Annotated in this window: 15 protein-coding genes and 1 pseudogene; 5 read left to right on the top strand and 11 right to left on the bottom strand. The window is 45.4% G+C overall.

What is annotated here, in order from left to right:
- Positions 1-62: 62 nt before the first annotated feature.
- The 4 genes from R7Z41_RS17420 to norV all read right to left on the bottom strand — a co-directional run bounded on the left by R7Z41_RS17420 (position 63) and on the right by norV (position 4,168).
- Positions 63-941 carry an NAD(P)-dependent oxidoreductase gene (locus R7Z41_RS17420; RefSeq protein WP_005375233.1) on the bottom strand — a complete coding sequence of 293 codons (879 nt, stop codon included), beginning with the start codon at positions 939-941 and terminating at the stop codon, positions 63-65.
- A gap of 184 nt (positions 942-1,125) precedes the next feature.
- Positions 1,126-1,464: a DUF1971 domain-containing protein gene (locus R7Z41_RS17415; protein ID WP_054701793.1), complete on the bottom strand. Its 339-nt coding sequence runs from the start codon at positions 1,462-1,464 to the stop codon at positions 1,126-1,128.
- Between the two features lie 42 nt (positions 1,465-1,506).
- Positions 1,507-2,655 carry an NADH:flavorubredoxin reductase NorW gene (gene norW, locus R7Z41_RS17410; protein ID WP_213896835.1) on the bottom strand — a complete coding sequence of 383 codons (1,149 nt, stop codon included), beginning with the start codon at positions 2,653-2,655 and terminating at the stop codon, positions 1,507-1,509.
- Between the two features lie 10 nt (positions 2,656-2,665).
- The gene (norV, locus tag R7Z41_RS17405; RefSeq protein WP_225477362.1) at positions 2,666-4,168 is read right to left on the bottom strand and encodes an anaerobic nitric oxide reductase flavorubredoxin; all 1,503 of its coding nucleotides are present in this window, start codon (positions 4,166-4,168) and stop codon (positions 2,666-2,668) included.
- A gap of 190 nt (positions 4,169-4,358) precedes the next feature.
- Between norV and norR the strand changes: the two genes are divergently transcribed.
- The 4 genes from norR (at position 4,359) to azu (ending at position 8,517) form a co-directional block, all read left to right on the top strand.
- On the top strand, positions 4,359-5,891 hold the full coding sequence (gene norR / locus R7Z41_RS17400; RefSeq protein ID WP_206970763.1) for a nitric oxide reductase transcriptional regulator NorR: 1,533 nt from the start codon (positions 4,359-4,361) through the stop codon (positions 5,889-5,891).
- Positions 5,892-6,290: 399 nt separating this feature from the next.
- A complete protein-coding gene (locus tag R7Z41_RS17395) occupies positions 6,291-6,809 on the top strand; it encodes a hypothetical protein (RefSeq protein ID WP_053307894.1) in 519 nt (172 codons plus the stop codon).
- A gap of 269 nt (positions 6,810-7,078) precedes the next feature.
- Entirely contained in the window at positions 7,079-7,729 is a 651-nt protein-coding gene (locus R7Z41_RS17390; RefSeq protein ID WP_005385872.1) for an HAD family hydrolase, read from the top strand.
- Positions 7,730-8,064: 335 nt separating this feature from the next.
- A complete protein-coding gene (gene azu / locus R7Z41_RS17385) occupies positions 8,065-8,517 on the top strand; it encodes an azurin (protein ID WP_005375211.1) in 453 nt (150 codons plus the stop codon).
- 226 nt (positions 8,518-8,743) lie between these two features.
- Here the strand turns inward: azu and R7Z41_RS17380 are convergent, their stop codons facing one another.
- The 6 genes and pseudogenes from R7Z41_RS17380 to R7Z41_RS17355 all read right to left on the bottom strand — a co-directional run bounded on the left by R7Z41_RS17380 (position 8,744) and on the right by R7Z41_RS17355 (position 14,621).
- On the bottom strand, positions 8,744-9,094 hold the full coding sequence (locus tag R7Z41_RS17380; RefSeq protein WP_017635301.1) for an ethanolamine utilization protein EutQ: 351 nt from the start codon (positions 9,092-9,094) through the stop codon (positions 8,744-8,746).
- Positions 9,091-10,407 carry an NAD(P)/FAD-dependent oxidoreductase gene (locus R7Z41_RS17375; protein ID WP_005385877.1) on the bottom strand — a complete coding sequence of 439 codons (1,317 nt, stop codon included), beginning with the start codon at positions 10,405-10,407 and terminating at the stop codon, positions 9,091-9,093. The genes R7Z41_RS17380 and R7Z41_RS17375 overlap by 4 nt, the downstream gene beginning before the upstream one ends.
- A 12-nt stretch (positions 10,408-10,419) precedes the next feature.
- Entirely contained in the window at positions 10,420-11,703 is a 1,284-nt protein-coding gene (locus R7Z41_RS17370; protein ID WP_225477366.1) for an NAD(P)/FAD-dependent oxidoreductase, read from the bottom strand.
- Positions 11,692-11,853: pseudogene (locus tag R7Z41_RS17365) on the bottom strand (rubredoxin); the annotation flags it as partial. The pseudogene R7Z41_RS17365 and the gene R7Z41_RS17370, both read right to left, overlap by 12 nt.
- A 142-nt stretch (positions 11,854-11,995) precedes the next feature.
- The gene (locus tag R7Z41_RS17360) at positions 11,996-13,432 is read right to left on the bottom strand and encodes an aldehyde dehydrogenase family protein (RefSeq protein WP_206970762.1); all 1,437 of its coding nucleotides are present in this window, start codon (positions 13,430-13,432) and stop codon (positions 11,996-11,998) included.
- A gap of 1 nt (position 13,433) precedes the next feature.
- A complete protein-coding gene (locus tag R7Z41_RS17355; RefSeq protein ID WP_017635305.1) occupies positions 13,434-14,621 on the bottom strand; it encodes an aromatic ring-hydroxylating oxygenase subunit alpha in 1,188 nt (395 codons plus the stop codon).
- Between the two features lie 319 nt (positions 14,622-14,940).
- On the opposite strand from R7Z41_RS17355, the gene R7Z41_RS17350 reads away from it, so the two are divergent.
- Positions 14,941-16,677 (top strand): BCCT family transporter, encoded by a 1,737-nt coding sequence (locus tag R7Z41_RS17350; protein ID WP_225477360.1) that lies wholly within the window; start codon positions 14,941-14,943, stop codon positions 16,675-16,677.
- Positions 16,678-16,770: 93 nt separating this feature from the next.
- On the opposite strand, the gene gcvA is transcribed toward R7Z41_RS17350, so the two are convergent.
- Positions 16,771-17,697, bottom strand: a complete 927-nt coding sequence (gcvA, locus tag R7Z41_RS17345; protein ID WP_225477359.1) for a transcriptional regulator GcvA — start codon at positions 17,695-17,697, stop codon at positions 16,771-16,773.
- Between the last annotated feature and the right edge of the window lie 94 nt (positions 17,698-17,791).

Here is a 17,791-nt window from a genome sequence, read left to right as displayed (position 1 = left end):
AACTTAGATTTCTTTAAGCTCTTTGATACCAAAGAACTGTTTATCTATTACTGATTCATCAACTACTGATTTTTAGCTACCGCTTTGATCAGTACTGATGTATCCATGCGACCTAAACCATCACGTTGAAGGTCTGCGTATTGCTCATCCACTTTCTTAGTCAGTGGAAGTTCTAGACCCACTCGCTCAGCTTCTTGCAGACAGAAACCTAAGTCTTTGCGCATCCAATCAATAGCGAAGCCAAAATCGAACTTGTCTTCAGCCATCGTATTTGCGCGGTTTTCCATCTGCCAAGAACCTGCAGCGCCATGCTTAAGCGTTTCTACAACTTGAGCGATGTCCAAGCCTGATTTTTGTGCCAGCAACAAAGCTTCACTCAGACCTTGTAAAACGCCTCCAATACAGATTTGGTTTACCATCTTACAGCGTTGACCCTGACCGTTTTCACCCAGTAGCGTCATCTGCTTCGCGTACACATCCATCGCCGGAGACACACGGTCAAAAATGCTTTGTTCACCACCACACATGATGGTTAGAACACCATTTTCTGCGCCTGCTTGACCACCAGAAACTGGCGCATCAATGAAGTGATTACCATACTTAGCACACGCTTCAGCCAGCTCAACCGCTAGGTCTGCAGAAGTGGTCGTGTGATCGACTAGCACTGCGTCCGCTTTCAAGCCGACCAGAATGCCCTCTTCACCGTAAACAACGCTACGAACGTCATCATCATTACCCACACAGGTAAAAACGATGTCACAGCCTTCTGCCGCTTCACGTGGTGTTTCACAAGCTACGCCTTGGTATTCTTCAGCCCATTTGTCGGCTTTCGCTTTTGTGCGGTTGTATACTTTGGTTTCAAAGCCCGCTTTACTTAGGTAACCAGCCATTGGGTATCCCATCACACCCAGACCAATAAATGCTACTCGTTGTTTTTCCATTGCACGCTTCCCTTAGTTCACCTGACTGAAATGTTTCGTAACATGCTACTAAAGAATTGAAATCATTACTCGTGATTTCTCTTTCCTCGGTCTCGATGATCCTGCATTGCAGTCCGTTTATTGCGCCTTCTACACCCCTTTACTTGACGATTAGCGTAACAGTCAAAGCACTTACAAAGGTTCACTACTGCTTAGCGTGGAACATCGCTTGCCCACTCTTGTCTTTATTCGACCAGAAATTGATGTTGAACTGAGCATCATCGCTCATCTCAATACGGTGCCAGTACTGCGGTGGGCTGGTAGCAAACTGGCCTGCATTAATCACCACCACTACTTCTGCTTCTGTTGCGTGTTCATCAGCAAAGCCGTAGTAGGTCACTTGCCCTTCCATGACGCACAGCTGTCCAAACACTCCCTCAGCGGTATTGTGATGAGTCAGCAGCGCTGCTGGCACATTGTCTTTAGTGAAGAAAGGCGTTGAACGTTGAACAGTCCAGTCTTTGGGAATTCGTAGATGCGACATAATGATACCCTCTCTAATTACAATTCTTTTCGTTTAAATCGGTTAAGCCTGCGCGGCTTGAGACAACTCTCGAAGTAATGGAAATGCTTGCGTAACTTGCTCTCCCGTCACGACGAAGCCCATAAGTCGGCTATTTTCATCTTCTGCCTTAGCGGCAATGCCTGTTTGAGAAATCTGCACGATCCAGTTCGTCACCGAACTAAAATCGCCTGCCAATTGAATTGGGTAGCTCGGCGTTTTCACCTTTACCATCATAGGCGGTAGTTTCAGCTCTGCTTCTTGCCCTAGTAGCTGTTTGCCCAAAGCATTGGCACTTAGCACGATCGGTTGGAGGTACGGCATCATTCGACCTTGGATCTCAGCACAATCGCCTAATGCAAATACATTAGCTACTGATGTCTGTAATCGAGCATCCACCTCGATGCCTTTGTTCACGCTCACCCCACAAGCCTTCGCTAACCAAGTGTTAGCACGTAAACCCGCCGCTGAAATCACTACATCGGCTTCGATTGCTTTACCTTTGCTCAAGCTTGCCACCAGCGAATCATCTGAGTGATTGATCGCAACTATCCCAGTCTCCAAGGCAAGTTGAATACCTTGCTGCTTAAGTTGGTTTTCGAGCGGCAATGCGATGAATTCAGGAATCAAGTTAGCGAGCAAACGGGAATTTGGCTCAACCACCGTAACCGCTTTACCACTGGTTGCGAGATCCATGGCGATCTCGACGCCGATCAAACCACCACCCATTACTAGAATTCGTTCCGCACGGCTGATTTGCTCTTCCGCTAATTGATATTCTTGTAGCGAGTTCAGCGTTATCACCTCAGGTGCTGCATCGCCAGATATTGGCGGCACAAAAGCTTTCGCGCCTGTCGCAAACACCAGTTTGGAGTAAGGATAGGTTTGGCCGTTGGCGACCACTTGCTGAGCTTGCACGTCGACATGCTCAATCATGGTATGGGCGAGCAGTTCGATGTTGTGTTCCTGTGCGAACGCCTCACCACTTTTAACTACCAAGTCTTGGGCGGTTTGCTTGTTGCTGAATACATGACTCAAATCAGGCTTGTTGTATTCCGCGCCATCATCAGCAGTAAACACTTGCAGCGGAATATGTGCGTCCATTCGACGCACTGTTTTCACCAATTGGTAAGCCGCAAAGCCGCTACCAATAATCACAATAGGTGCTTGCATATTCGCCCCCTTACCCGTTGTATTCGACAAAGACGTCTTTACCCAAGTGACATTCTGGGCACAAGAAGTAATCTGGCACTTCAGACCATGCCGTACCCGGTTCAACGCCTTGATTAGGCTCGCCTTTAGCTGGGTCGTATACCCAATTACAAACGGTGCAAACCATGCATTGGTAATCTGCAGGATGCGCCTCGGCACTAGGGTTGCTAGGAGCAGCATCTACTACCGCTTGTGTTGCTACTTGTGCAGCGGGTTGTGATTGAACTTGTGGTGCAGACGCAGCAATCGCCGGAGCAAGAACAGGACTAGTCAGGTCATGCTTTGCCCACAATTTCGCGATGTTCTGACCATGTTCGCGACATTCACGCATCGCTTTACCATCTGGTCGCCATTTTGTTTTCAAGCTCACTGCGGTTTCAAAGCCTGCGTCAGTCAATCGAGCATGGATACGATCCACCGCACCACCGTTCCAACCGTAGCTACCGAACGCAGCGGCTTTCTTCGCCTTAAAGCGCAGACCGGTAATTTCTTCTAGCATGCCTGCGATCTTCGGCATCATGACGTTATTCATGGTAGAAGAACCAACCAAGATGCCTTTTGAGCGGAATACGTTGGCGAGAATTTCATTCTTATCATGCTTAGAGACATTAAAGACTTTGACCGCCACGCCAGGGTCGACATCGTGAATGCCTTGCGCAATGGCATCGGCCATCATTCGAGTGTTGTTTGACATTGAATCGTAGAAAATCGTAATGCGATCTTCTTGATAATTGTCTGCCCATGCTAAGTATTGCTCGATGATTTGAACCGGATTATCGCGCCATACAATACCGTGTGACGTGGCGATCATGTCGACAGGCAAATTGAAGCTCAGCACTTCTTTGATTTTAGCGGTTACCAAGCTGCTGAATGGCGTTAAGATGTTTGAGTAGTAACGCAAACACTGTTCCATCAACTCATTTTGATCCACTTCATCATTGAATAAGCGTTCATCGCAGTAGTGCTGACCAAATGCGTCGTTACTGAATAACACTGCATCGCCCGTTAGGTAAGTCATCATACTGTCCGGCCAATGCAGCATCGGCGCTTCCACGAAGACCAATTGCTTACCGTTACCAATATCAATGCTATCGCCCGTTTTTACGGTTTTGAAGTTCCACTCAGGATGGTGATGATGACCCACAATCGAATCAATCGCCGCTTCTGTACAGTAAATTGGCGTGTTCGGAATCTTCTCCATCAATGCCGACAATGCGCCTGAGTGATCTTCTTCAGCATGGTTTACTACGATAAAGTCGATAGACTTAAGGTCGATTTCCATTTCTAAATTTTGGATGAATTGTTGACTGAATCGATGATCGACCGTATCAACCAATACGGTTTTCTCTTCACGAATTAGATAACTGTTGTAGCTGGTACCTTTTGTCATTTTGTATTCTGTACCGTGGAAGTCTTGAACTTCCCAATCGCGTTGACCTACCCAGTGAATGTTGTTTTTTACGTGAATTGTCATAATTACTACCTTGAATGACGGGATAAACAAAAATAATTTCTTCTTGTATTGCACTGGGCGTGCCAACTTTTAATTACTATATATTTCAGAACCTTAATTAAAAATCAACTTTAACAAGTGTCATTTAGACACAGTTGAAAATTGTCATTAAGACACTACAATAGTCATATTGACACAACTGGTATTGGCTATGACTTCTTTAATCGCACAATGGCTACACATCACGCAAGACCTTAACTCGGCGCTCACTCAACAGGCTCGCTTCGATACGTTATTAACCACGATTCGAGATGTATTGAAGTGTGACTCTTCTGCCCTTCTTTTGTATGAAGACCAGCACTTTAAACCTTTAGCGATCAATGGATTGGCGAAAGAAGTGCTTGGACGCCGTTTTTCCATTGAGCAGCACCCAAGATTAGAAGCCATTGCCCGAGCAGGCGACATCGTGCGCTTTCCCTCTGACAGCGACTTACCTGATCCATACGACGGCTTGATTCCAAACCACGATGACAAACTGCATGTCCATTCCTGCATTGGTTTACCTCTGCTGATCGACGATCAACTGATTGGTGCCATTACAATTGACGCCTTCGACCCCAACCAATTTGATGGGCTACGCAACCAAGAGTTACGTTTTGTCAGCGCGTTGGCAGCAGGTGGCCTTCACACTGCACTCCTACTAGAACAACTAGAGACACAAGCGAGCCTGCCACGCGACTCTTACGCCGAGAAGCGCACCTTAAGTAACGAAATCATTGGCAACTCTCAGGGCATGAAGAATCTTCAAGAGCAGATTGATGCAGTCGCCGATACGGAATTGTCTGTGTTGGTCATGGGAGAAACGGGCGTAGGTAAAGAGTTGGTTGCCAGCGCTATTCACCATCGCTCTAGCCGCTCGAACAATACTTTGGTTTACCTCAACTGTGCAGCGCTGCCGGAATCAGTCGCGGAAAGCGAGTTGTTCGGCCATATCAAAGGCGCATTTACAGGCGCAATCAGCAATCGTAAAGGTAAGTTCGAACAAGCCGATGGCGGCACACTGTTTTTGGATGAAGTCGGCGAACTGTCGTTAGAGCTGCAAGCTAAGTTACTTCGAGCCCTACAATACGGCGACATTCAACGTGTGGGTGATGACCGCCATATTCGAGTCAACACACGCATTGTCGCCGCCACTAACCGTATATTGCATGAAGAAGTGACTGCTGGTCGCTTCCGAGCCGACTTGTATCATCGTCTAAGCGTCTTCCCGCTTCATGTTCCACCTCTTCGTGAACGTGAAGACGATGTGGTATTACTCGCAGGCTTTTTCGCTGAGAGCTTAAGAAGCAAATTGGGATTGAACAGCATTCGTTTGTCCCCCATTTTGGTGCAGGCACTCAAAGACTATTCATGGCCAGGCAACGTGCGAGAGCTTGAACATGTCATTAAACGTGCCGGTGTTTTGGCAAAAGCGCGTACTCACGCCTTGGACATTGAGTTGGTTGAGCAAGATTTTGATATTAGAACGCCGAATCAGAACATCAAGAACATTGAAGAAGCGGAACAAAACTCTTGGCTTGAGCTACCAGAAGGCGGATTGAAGCCTGCCACAGATGCCTTCCAAAAAGCGATGATTGTTCGAGCTCTGGAAGAGAACCAAGGTAACTGGGCAGCAACTGCACGTCAGCTTGAATTAGATAACGGTAATTTACACCGCTTAGCAAAACGCCTAGGGATAAAATAGACACTAACGAATATCACCTAATATGGCATATTCATCGCCAAATAATGTGCCTGATGCCCAACCGCGCACTCAGCCCACCATAAGTAGTGGGCTGAGTGCTCAGATAGAATAGCTACCTAAGTTTGACGGTATTTTCTTCTAAATTTTATTGTCTTGAACCACCTCACAGATTTAATAACCCTTAACAATAAACACAATAATAGTTAAGGTATTTTTATGAGCTAGATCTAATAAAATTAAATATATAGTATTTATTTTAAGAATCTAAACTTTCAAAGTTCATCATAATAAATACAACCTCTATATATACACTTTACCTTCAAAAAACATCAAAATATAATCCCTTCGATAAAAAACACTTAAATGAATTTAACTGTATAAAAGTGAGGAGAATAAAATATGGGATATGGGGCGACAGTATATTCATTAGATACTGAAAAGGTTTTTAACGTACTAAAGAATGAGCGTAATCCAGAGCTAGAAAAAGCCATAATGGAAAGGTGTCAAGACTCCTTTAAGGTGATTAATGAAATGCTGGAAAGTAGTGGCGAAAGCATCCGAGCTGAAGAGCTTCTTATGCAAATGTTGTCTGAAGAGATAAAATACAGTCACTTGGGTTACGCCTATGCTTACTTGCTTGAAGCTATATGTAAGATCACTGGTTATTACTTATCCAATAACTCTTGGTATCCTTGCGATGTAAACGATTTCTGCGATATTCCATTCACTAATACCGATTATCCCATAAAATTCCCACTCCCTGACGATTTCCCTGTTGTTTTTATGATAAAAAATCAAGATATTCACCAAGATAACGTTGACTTCGGAGGCTTATCAGAGCAACAAATATCTGAAGTCAAGAGCTGGTACACTCATGCAGTCGTAAACAATCGTGACTTGGTATTATTTTATTATTAATTTTAACTATTAATAAATTATCCAATAGTTAAAATAACAATAGAATATTAATAAAACTCTAGCTTATATTAAGATAGAGTTTTATCTATTTAACTGAAATTTTTATAATTTTAAAAATATTATATTTCACACCTAATTTATAGACTCTGTGTATAGTGTGTTCAGAGGCAATGTGAACTCATAGGATCAAAATCAAGTTCTAATTTTTAGAAGAAAAAACGATCTGCTTGTGTCAAAATGCGCCATCCCAACCAAAAAGTCTTAATGTAATGAACTACCAAGCTGCTATTTTTGATATGGATGGTTTGCTCCTTGATACTGAGCGCGTCTGTATGCATATTTTCCAAGAAGCATGTGAAGCCCAGAACCTACCCTTCTATAAAGATGTTTACCTTTCAATCATTGGTCGCAATGCAGCGGGCATTGAAGTGATTTTTCGTAAAGCTTATGGGGATGATCTTGACCGCTTACACCAAGAGTGGCGCGACCGTTACGACGCTGTGGTTAAGCACCAAGCGATACCGGTAAAAGAAGGGGTGATTGAGCTGCTTGAGTGGTTGAAAGGCCAAGGGTTGCCAATTGCAGTCGCCACTTCTACAGCAAAAGAAGTGGCACAGAAGAAGTTGGAGTTAGCGGGCCTAAGCAAGTATTTCGACAACTTAACGACAGGCTGTGAAGTGTCACACGGCAAACCTGATCCAGAGATCTACCTGCTTGCAGCAAGTCGTCTAAGCGTAGATCCAACCAAATGTCTCGCTTTTGAAGATTCAAATAATGGCGTACGTGCTGCGGTAGCAGCGAACATGATCACTTATCAAATTCCTGATTTGGTTGAGCCTTGTGACGAAATAAAGCAATTAGGCCATACTGTCGCACCTTCACTGCATGATGTGTTGCACACGTTAAAGCAAACTCGCTAGGCCTACTTGTCGTCTGTTCTCTAGAAGCTCAGCAATTTAGCTGAGCTTCTTTCTTGAAACCTCTCCAATACCGTAAAACCAAACAATTCTGCCACCCGTTTAGAGAGATTATTTTCACCTTAACTCTGGCTAATCACGACTTTTGATTTAACTCACGCAATCGCATGAAATAAGGCATTTGAGTGATCAAATAGCGGAACTGACCAGTACAAGCTTGCAACAAAACGTCAATATACCGATTGAAGCACGTTTTTGGAGTGAAAATTGGCTGATAATGAGAACTATTGGATAAGATCAATCCAAGTCAGCCTAAAATACAAAATGGAGAGTGTTATATGTCTTTACGTTTATTAGCAACAACCTTCGCATTAGTAGGAATGAGCTTTGGTGCCCAAGCCAGTGCCGAGTGTGAAGTGTCATTAGATGCTAACGATATGATGCAGTTTTCTACTAAAACATTGAGCGTACCAGCCACTTGTAAAGAGGTAAAACTAACGCTGAATCACACAGGTAAGATGCCAGCGCAATCGATGGGTCACAACGTGGTCATCTCTGACACAGCCAACCTACAAGCAGTCGGTACTGATGGCATGGCAGCTGGAGCAGAAAATAACTACGTAAAACCAAATGATGATCGCGTCTACGCTCACACAAAAGTAATTGGTGGCGGTGAAAGCACCAGCATTACGTTCAGTACTGAGAAAATGAAAGCCGGCGGTGACTATTCATTCTTCTGTTCGTTCCCGGGTCACTGGGCAATCATGCAGGGTAAATTTGAGCTAAAATAAAAGCTTTAGCCAAGCCAAAAGAAGACTCATTATAGGGAAGCCAAGGCTTCCCTTTTTGATAGATAAAATAGCAATTGAGAAAGGTCTAACACGTCTGGAAACGTGACCAAGAAACATAGCAAGTATGAAACCCTTGCTCCATTGAGATTAAGTTCTTTTGCGAAAAGTTATGGTTAAAAATCAGATTTTTATTTTGCCTTTCCGAAACACAACTAAATGATAAAAGTCATTCAATACCATGTAACTCTTTCCAGTTTCCTGGATGAACCACATAGCCGAACAGAGCATGCCCACCATAAACCAATTCAGTCCCTTCCGGTATCCACAGCATCTGACCTGGGTGCACAAAATGTGTTTCACCATTTGCGGTCAGCTCGAAACAGCCTTCAATCACGAAAATAACCTCATCATAAAGCACTGTCCAAGCCACTTTAGCGCCTTCCCATTTAGCAAAGCCTACGCCTATGTTTGGTGAAATTTCTGGGCTTAACGCCCTGGCAACATACGCCATTCCTGGCGTATCACCACGAACATTGAAATCTAGACTTTTACTATCAACAAGTTTGACTGGCTTCATAATTCACTCCGGCTTTGCCATTTTGCTAATTGGATACGCGTTTTTACTCCCAAACCTAAAAAAGGCTCTGGCGGATTCAAACAAGGCATTCCTGTCACTTGCTGTATGTCATCCAATGATTTAGATGTCGCACCAACGACATAGTCAGCTAACAGTGTTCCAGAAATGGTTCCCCACGCAGCACCAACACCATTGTCACAAGCGCTGGCATAAACACCTTCATCTAATTGACCGAAAAAGTTAGTAAAGTTACGAGAGATTGCATACACCCCACCCCATGTGTGAGTAAATGGTACGTCGGCCAGCTCGGGATAACGCGCCAGAAAGACCTGACGATGATCGTCGCGAATTTGTTCTCTGACTTTATCGTTCATGCTTGAGCCATATTTCGGCACGTGTTTGTAAGTATTGCGGATCAAAATACGTCGATCGGCGGTCATACGTAACGTCGTTCCCGCATGATCAGCTGGAGTTAACCCCCAATTCAGCTCACCTCCGTATCGTTGCATTTCTGCGTCGGTTAATGGACGCGTCCAGCTTGCAAACGTCATCACTGGAAGTAGTCTGTTTTTAAGATAACCAAACTCCCGAGTAAAAATGCTGGTCCCAAGCAGCAGTTCAGGGGTTTCAACAGAGCCACTATCTCCATGTAATACCCAGCAACCGTTTTCTTTACTGAGCTTGCGGATTGGCGAGTTCTCTAACACCTCGACGTTCTCTGGAAGGCTTTCCCCTAGCCCACGCACCAAAGCAGCAGGTTGCATTAAATAACCACCTGGCGTGTAAATTGCGCGGCTGTAGTAGTTGGTTCCCAAGACTTTCGCCAGCTCACTGCCATTAACATGGAAGTATGGTTCGCCAAGGTCTTTCATTAGGTGCTCAAAGTGATCGAGATACGCTTCACCGCGCGCCCCTACGGCTCCTTGATATTTGCCCTTTGCTGACCACTGACAAGAAATACTGTGCTTCGACACTAAAGTGTTTAGCTGAGCAATCGCAGAACGGTTGAGCGACAATAACTTTTGTTTGTGCTCAGGGTCGGGATGCTCAAGTGAAAACTTATGAGGCAAATCGATAACAAAGCCCGAATTTCTTCCTGAAGCCCCTTGGCCGATACGTTGCGCATCAATCAGTATAATTCGTGCATTAGGCATAAGTTCAGCTAAACGTCTTGCCATAGCTAGGCCTGCGAAACCGGCACCTAACACGGCATAGTCAGCACTTTGTTTACCTTTTAACGCCGATTTTTCTGGAATACTTGGCAACGCATGGTACCAACCACACGTCACGTCATCATTGGGTAAATGAATCATCTTTTTTCTCCGCTACGCTGCTGACAGTTTCAATGACAATTGATCTAGCCAAGGGCCGCGTAATGACTGTACTTTTCTTCCTAGCAACGCAAAACCGAGCATTGCTCCTTCTGGTGAATAAAACGCAGCGGTCAATTCATCTGCTTGGGTCTCGATGTACCATTGTCCCTGTTCTTCAGCGGCTACCGGGAAAATCGTGAGTGGAAGAATCGGCGTTTTTACAATCACTGGAGTTGGTGTTAACGAGATAGGGGCGACATCGCCTAGCAAGCTTTTCGCTACAGAAGGGATCATTTGATTAATCGGTGCAATATAGGGCTGCCAACCTTGCTCAGTTTCAACACAGTCACCTAGCGAGTAAATATTCTCATCACTCGTCTGGCCGAATTGATTCACTTTAATGCCCCGGCCAACTTCAAGCCCCGCGCGCTCAGCCAGAGAAACATTTGGCTTGAGTCCAACCGCGCTCAGCACTAGATCTGCTTCAATCTGCTTGCCACTGTTTAGATGTAAAACCGCACTGGATGCGGACCTTGGCTCGATTCTGGTGATACTGTCTTGTAGAGCCCATTGCACGCCTCGATCGGCAAGTGCGCTTTGTAATGATTCACCCAACTGTTGCGGGATCAAACGCTCCATTGGCCATTGACCCAACCCGATAACTGTTACTTCATAACCGCTTTCGATCAGATCATTTGCGAACTCACAGCCAATTAAGCCATCACCTAGGATCGCGATGCGCTTTTTGTCTTGCAGCTCCGCTCTGAAACGGCGGTAATCAACTAAGTCGTTCACACTCATAACCCAAGAGCGATCGCCCTCAATTGGGATTTCAATCGGTGATGCACCTGTTGCCAGTACCAAGCGGCTGTAGGCGTATTTACCGATGGAGGTATGTAACGTTGAATTGGCACGATCGATCTGTTCAACACGGGTATGCGGGTAAACTCGGATGTTGAGACGGCTTTCCCACTCCAACGCGCTCTCACTTTGTAGCGCGTCGCCGTCTTTATTCATGACCAGTGCATTAGACAAGGCAGGCTTGCTGTACAGTGCGCCATCATCAGCGGTAAAGACAGTGATCGGAACCGTTTCAGATTGTGCTCTAAGTGCCGCTGCCAACTGGTAACCACTGTGGCCACTGCCGATGATAACGATAGGGTCAGCTGAAAATATAGGTTGAGTGACTTCAGATGGAAGTGGCTGAGCCGTATTTGGCTGAACAGACGATCCTACCGATACCGAAGACACTGCCACGACCTCTTCTACTGGCGCATCGTCGGTGATTTCGATCATTTCAAAATCGGCCTTACCCACTAAACAATCGGGGCATAACCAATCATCCGGCACATCTTCCCATGCTGTTCCTGGTGCAATGCCATCGGATGGCCAACCTTGTGCTTCATCATAGATTAAGCCGCAAATAATACAGAGCCACTTTCTCATCACTTATACTCCAACTACCTTGTTCAGAATTTCCGTGTTTACAAACCGTTGTCAGATTTGTTGTGATTCCATCAACCTCGCCCTAGCTTGTGGTCTGAAATCCAAGCCGGTACGAGGTGATGAAAATACAGTTACACGGTACCTATACGTTGCTGTCTTGCTGCAAACGAATGGCAATATTGCGTGTCTGGACATAGCTATAAATCGCTTCTTGTCCTTTTTCTCGCCCAAAACCGGACAAGCCCACGCCACCAAATGGTGTTTCGATACCACCAGCAAACCATTCATTGATGAACACTTGCCCACCACGCAGTTGCTGCGCCACACGCAATGTTTGGTTTAGGCTTTCACCAAAGACACCAGCAACCAGGCCAAAATCGGTGCAATTCGCGATTTCAACGGCCTCTTGCTCGGTTTCAAACGGTGTAATTACCAGTACAGGACCAAACACTTCTTCTTGAGCAATACGCATATCTGGTGAGGCTTCAATCACCGTCGGTGCCACAAAGTAACCCGACAAATCAGGGGCGTATCCACCCGTTAGGATGTTCGCGCCGTCGGCTTTTGCTTGGTCTATCATTTCAAGCACGCGCGCTTGTTGATCAGCCGATACCAACGGTGTTATATCCGGCTGGCTTTCACCTTGACCAATGGTTAGGTCTTGCGCCATTTTCACTACCGCCGCTTTTACTTCTTCATAACGCTCTTTTTGAATTAGCAAACGAGACATTGCCGAACAAACTTGACCAGCGTTAAAGAAAATACCGACTTGAACGCTTTGTAAAAGCGTTTCGAGACTCACATCTTTCAGTGCGATAGCGGCCGATTTACCACCCAGCTCCATCACAGATGGTGTGGCGCGTTGCGCTGAATCTTTCAGTATGCGTTGGCCGGTCGGCACAGAACCTGTAAAGACAATTTGATCAACGTCTTGATGCTGCACCAAGTGGCTGCCAACTACGGAGCCTTTGCCACATAGCAAGTTAATCGCGCCTTTTGGGAAACCCGCTTTTTCAATCGCTTTAATCAACAACGTCATAGCGAGTGGGGAAATCTCTGGCGATTTGATCACCACTGCGTTACCAGCAGCTAATGCAGGTGCTAATGAGCGTGCACAAATAGAAACTGGGAAATTCCACGGCACAATCTGCACTGACACACCAAACGGCACATATTGGGTGAAATCGACATAATCTTTACCCAACGGAATTGACGTGCCTTCCAGCTTGTCGGCCATGCCAGCGTAGTATTCGAAGTAACGTGCCGATTCTAAAAACTCATCTTTGGCATCTTGCAAAGATTTCCCATTTTCACGGCAGGCAACTAACCCACCTTCATCAACCATTTCACGAATAGCCGCGGCGGCTTTTAACATCCACTCGGTTCTGACGGCTGGACGAACGTCCGAAAGAACGCCTTGATTGACTACTCGACGTGCCGCTGCCATTGCGCGATCTGCATCGGTGATAGTGGCTTCTGCAACCGTCGCGTACGCTTCGGCTGTGCCAGGGTTCATGACGGTCAGCGCTTGCTCTGAATCGCACCACTCACCATCAATATAATTAAGGTAATGCATCATATTACTGCTCCAGTGCCGCTTTCACTTGCTTTGCCAACCAGGTTTGAAAGAAATGCGTTGGAACATCCATTTCTGGTGAGAACACACCACCACCAAAGCCAGGTGAGTAACGACCTTCCTGCATGCCCTCGACCGCTCCAATATCTTCGCCGAATACGACTCGCCATGACTCAACGGTAGCAGTACGGCACGCAGCGAACTCATCTTTCGTTGCTTCATCACCCACATAGAAAACACGTAGGTGCTCAACACTTTTATTCGCAGTGATTGGTTCAATCATCATTGCAAAGGCATGATCGGCTTGAATACCAAGCAACACGTTTGGAAAGAGTGCAACATATTCTGCATGACGCAGTTTATCTTCTGGCCAGCTTGGAAATTTAGGTAAGTGTGTTCCTGCAGTATCAGAGAGGTTGTATGCGAGACTACCTTGGCCAGCAAAACGCTCTGCAAACATGATGTTGTAGTGATCCTCTAGGCGAGAATAACTGTTCAAACTCGGATGCACCCAAGGTAAGTGGTAAGCTTCACAGTAGTTTTCTACGGCAAGCTTCCAGTTACTTTTCACTTCTATCTCTAAGTTGCCACCCATGTTCACGCGGCGAAGAAGCCCTAATCCTTCTTCACCTAAGAATTGCTGCCAACGTTGCTCTAGCGGCGCGATATGCTCTTCAAAGCTTTCTGCTTTGCCCGATAAGTTGACGAATACCATGTCCATCCAAACGGCTGAACGAAGTGGCTTAAGGCCATGCTTTTCACACTTAAATCGGTCATCTTTGTGTTTTGCGATACCACCGATGTGTGGTGTGCCTTTTAGATTGCCGTCAAGATCGTACGTCCATGAATGGTAAGGACAGCGAATCATGCCTTGAACTTCGCCTGCCTCATGAACCAGCTTCATACCACGATGGCTACACACGTTGTGGAAGACTTGGACTTCACCTTGACGATTTCTCATCATGAGTAGTGGAAGATTCATGAAATCAAGTGGCATTACATAACCATTTTTAAGCAGGTCTGATGCAAAACCAATACATACCCAAGTGTTACCAAACACCTGATCACGCTCAAAAGTAAAATACTCTTCGCTGGTGTAGGCCTGATTCGGCATTCCTGTTGCTTCACTGATTGGGTTCAGTACATTATCAACAAGTTCAACAGGAATAATGGTTTGGTTGACATTGCTCATATTCTTATCTCCGAGAGTCGAGTTGCATCCAGTGCGTACAACATCGTGTTGTGTTAGTGGAGATGATTTTGATTAACAACCCGGAAACAAACAAACGACTTTTTCGCCGGGCTTGGATGAGTTTTTGTCATTCATGCATTGATCTCGAACAAAAAAATAACCTTTTAATTAACAATGATCTTCTTGTCATGATTAATACTCATTAACCGATGAGTATTAATCAGTTGAAACACAAAAGCCCTCTCTCTACTCTCTTTCAAAAATTAACAATGACGCAACAAACAATAACGCTAAAACAAACGCACTGTGAGGGATGCCTATGAGAGCAACATCTGGGATATTGAAAGGACTCAATCCGACTGTGACAATCGCATCAAAGATCGTCGTTATCGGTTTTGTACTTTTCTGCGCCATTCTCGCCAATCAAGCGGGCCAATACTTCGAAACGATTTCCGGCATTTTGCTACAGAATATGAAGTGGTTTTACATCGGACTTGTTTCACTCGTTGTCGGTTTTCTTCTTTACCTTATGGTTAGTCGATATGGGCATATTCGTTTGAGTAAAGATGACGAAAAACCAGAGTTTAGTTATTTGTCTTGGGTATCCATGCTTTTTTCCGGAGGCATGGGGATAGGCTTAATTTTCTGGTCGGTCGCCGAACCGATGTGGCATTACGCTGACAACCCATTTACTCAAGGCCTGACCAATGAAGCCGCAACAACATCAATGAAACTGACATTCTTTCACTGGGGTCTACATCCTTGGTCTGTCTTTATCATTGTTGCACTCGCATTAGCTTACTTTTCCTACCGTAAAGATCTGCCTTTTACCCTACGCTCTATCTTGTACCCTTTGATTGGTGATCGTATTTATGGGCCTATCGGGCACACGGTTGATATCCTAACAGTCGCGGTGACTGCTTTCGGTATCTCTCAAACCTTGGGGATGGGAGTTATCCAAATAAACTCTGGTTTGAATCAAGCCTTTGGTCTAGACATTAGTTTGGGGATTCAACTCTTTATTATCGTTTCCCTTTGTACTTGTGCGGTTGCGTCGGTGCTATCTGGTGTAGGAAAAGGTATTCGCCGTTTATCAGAATGGAACATGCTGCTTTCACTCGCACTCGTGCTAGTCGTACTTTACATTGGTCCAACTCGCTATATCTTAAATACGCTACTCGAAAGTATGGGGCTTTATGCACAAAACATTGTCGGTATGAGCTTATGGAGCGATGCACAGAATGACTCTGGCTGGCAAAACTGGTGGACGGCTTATTACTGGCCTTGGTGGATGACTTGGGCGCCTTTCGTTGGCATGTTTGTAGCTCGTATCTCTAAAGGACGCACAATACGTGAACTTATCGGTGGCGCATTAATCGTACCTACGCTAATCACGTTTTTATGGATTTCAGTATTTGGTGGTGCAGCGTTGAAGGTAGAGCAAGACGCTCGTGTTGCTCATCAAGAGCAAGTCACTGCGGCACAAGAAGCCAAACAAACACCACCTGCGGATTTTTCTGGCGGCCCGATTCTTGAAGCGACTAAAGCCGATACGACACGCGCTTTGTTTACGCTATTCGACAATCTAGATACAGGTATGTTTGGTAAACTACTTAGCGTGCTTGCGTGTCTATTACTCGGTACTTATTTCATTACCTCCGCAGACTCGGGTACCTTGGTTCTATGTACCCTCGATGCCGCTGGGCACAGTGAGCCTCCTACCTCTATACGCGTATTGTGGGGGATCATGATCGCAGCCATTGCGGGAGTACTTCTATACGCAGGAGGGTTAAAAGCAATGCAAACGGTCTCCATTATTGCCGGTTTCCCTATCGCCATTTTTATCGCAGTGATGAGCTTAACGCTGTTTCATAGTATTCGACGCGAACCTAAGCCATGGGCAATGCTTCCAGAGCACGTTCACCCAGAGCAAGAGAAACTTGATGGTCCTGTTGAACCGCTTGTTGAAAGCAAAACAGTGGTTTCCGAGCCTATCGCTTCAACATCCTCACTAAAAGATGATTCCACACTCAATCAGGGACCAGTACTAAGTTAGTGCGTCGTTTCATCAATCAATTAAAACAAAGCGGGAACTGGTACTCCCGCTTTTTAACATGACCAAACTCTGTTATTTTCTCTGCTTATTGATTTAGGCTAAACCTCGATCACCCACCTCATCTGGCAACTGTTGCAAAAGCCACTCTCTAAAACGCTTGACGCTTGCTGGGATTAAACCTCTATTTTTAGGTTCAAGCATAGAGAAATTGGAAGGTGTTGAAAGCACGTGTTCGACTGGCCTAACTAAAGCACCGCTTTGTAAATAGTCGTCCACTAATGATCCCCAGGCTAACGCGATGCCCTGACCATTAATTGCCGCTTGTAACAGCATTGGATAGTTATTGATGTTCATGCGATTACGAGGCGAAATATTTGGCAATCCTACACTCGCAAACCACTGCTCCCAATTCACCCAATCTCTTTGAGACTCTTCCAGATAGAGTAACGTTTTATTGAAGATTTCTTCTGGCTCACTAGGCTGGCCGATTTTCTCTAAATAAAGCGGGCTACACACAGGGAATACTTCTTCTGAAAATAGCGTTGTCACGTCCATTTCCGCAGGTGGAGTGCGACAATAAAACAAGGCGATATCGCAATCTAATCGGCGTAAGTCCAACACATTATCTGAGGCCAATATCCTTATATCGATGTCATCATGTTCATTTTGAAATTGAGCAACCTTAGGCAACAACCACAAGGCTGCCATTGCATTTGTCGTCGCAACCGTGAGCTTTTGTTCGCCCTGCCACTTCTTCACTTCACCCGTGATTTGAGCAATATCGAGCAAAGATTGGCTGACAGCTTGATAATATTGAAGACCTGTAGGCGTTAAATTAATGCTTCGATTGGCTCGCGTGAACATAGCCTTGCCTAAGTATTCTTCTAATTGTCTAATTTGGCGACTGATAGCACCTTGGGTCACGTTTAGCTCGTCAGCGGCTAATGTAAAACTCAAGTGCCGCGCCGACGCTTCAAACGCAACGAGGCTATTTAAAGGTGGGAGGGGTTTGATTTTCATGTATCTTCCAGTAAGGCAGTATTGTAATTATTTTTATTCCCGGCAATCTTATGTTGCACGTGGATAATGCCATTCTGGACAACACCCCAAAAAC

This window comes from Vibrio sp. 1457 (assembly GCF_033340195.1).
GTDB classification, from domain to species: domain Bacteria; phylum Pseudomonadota; class Gammaproteobacteria; order Enterobacterales; family Vibrionaceae; genus Vibrio; species Vibrio alginolyticus.
Note: the sequence above shows the minus strand (reverse complement) of the source record. Positions and strands in the feature narration are given on the sequence as shown.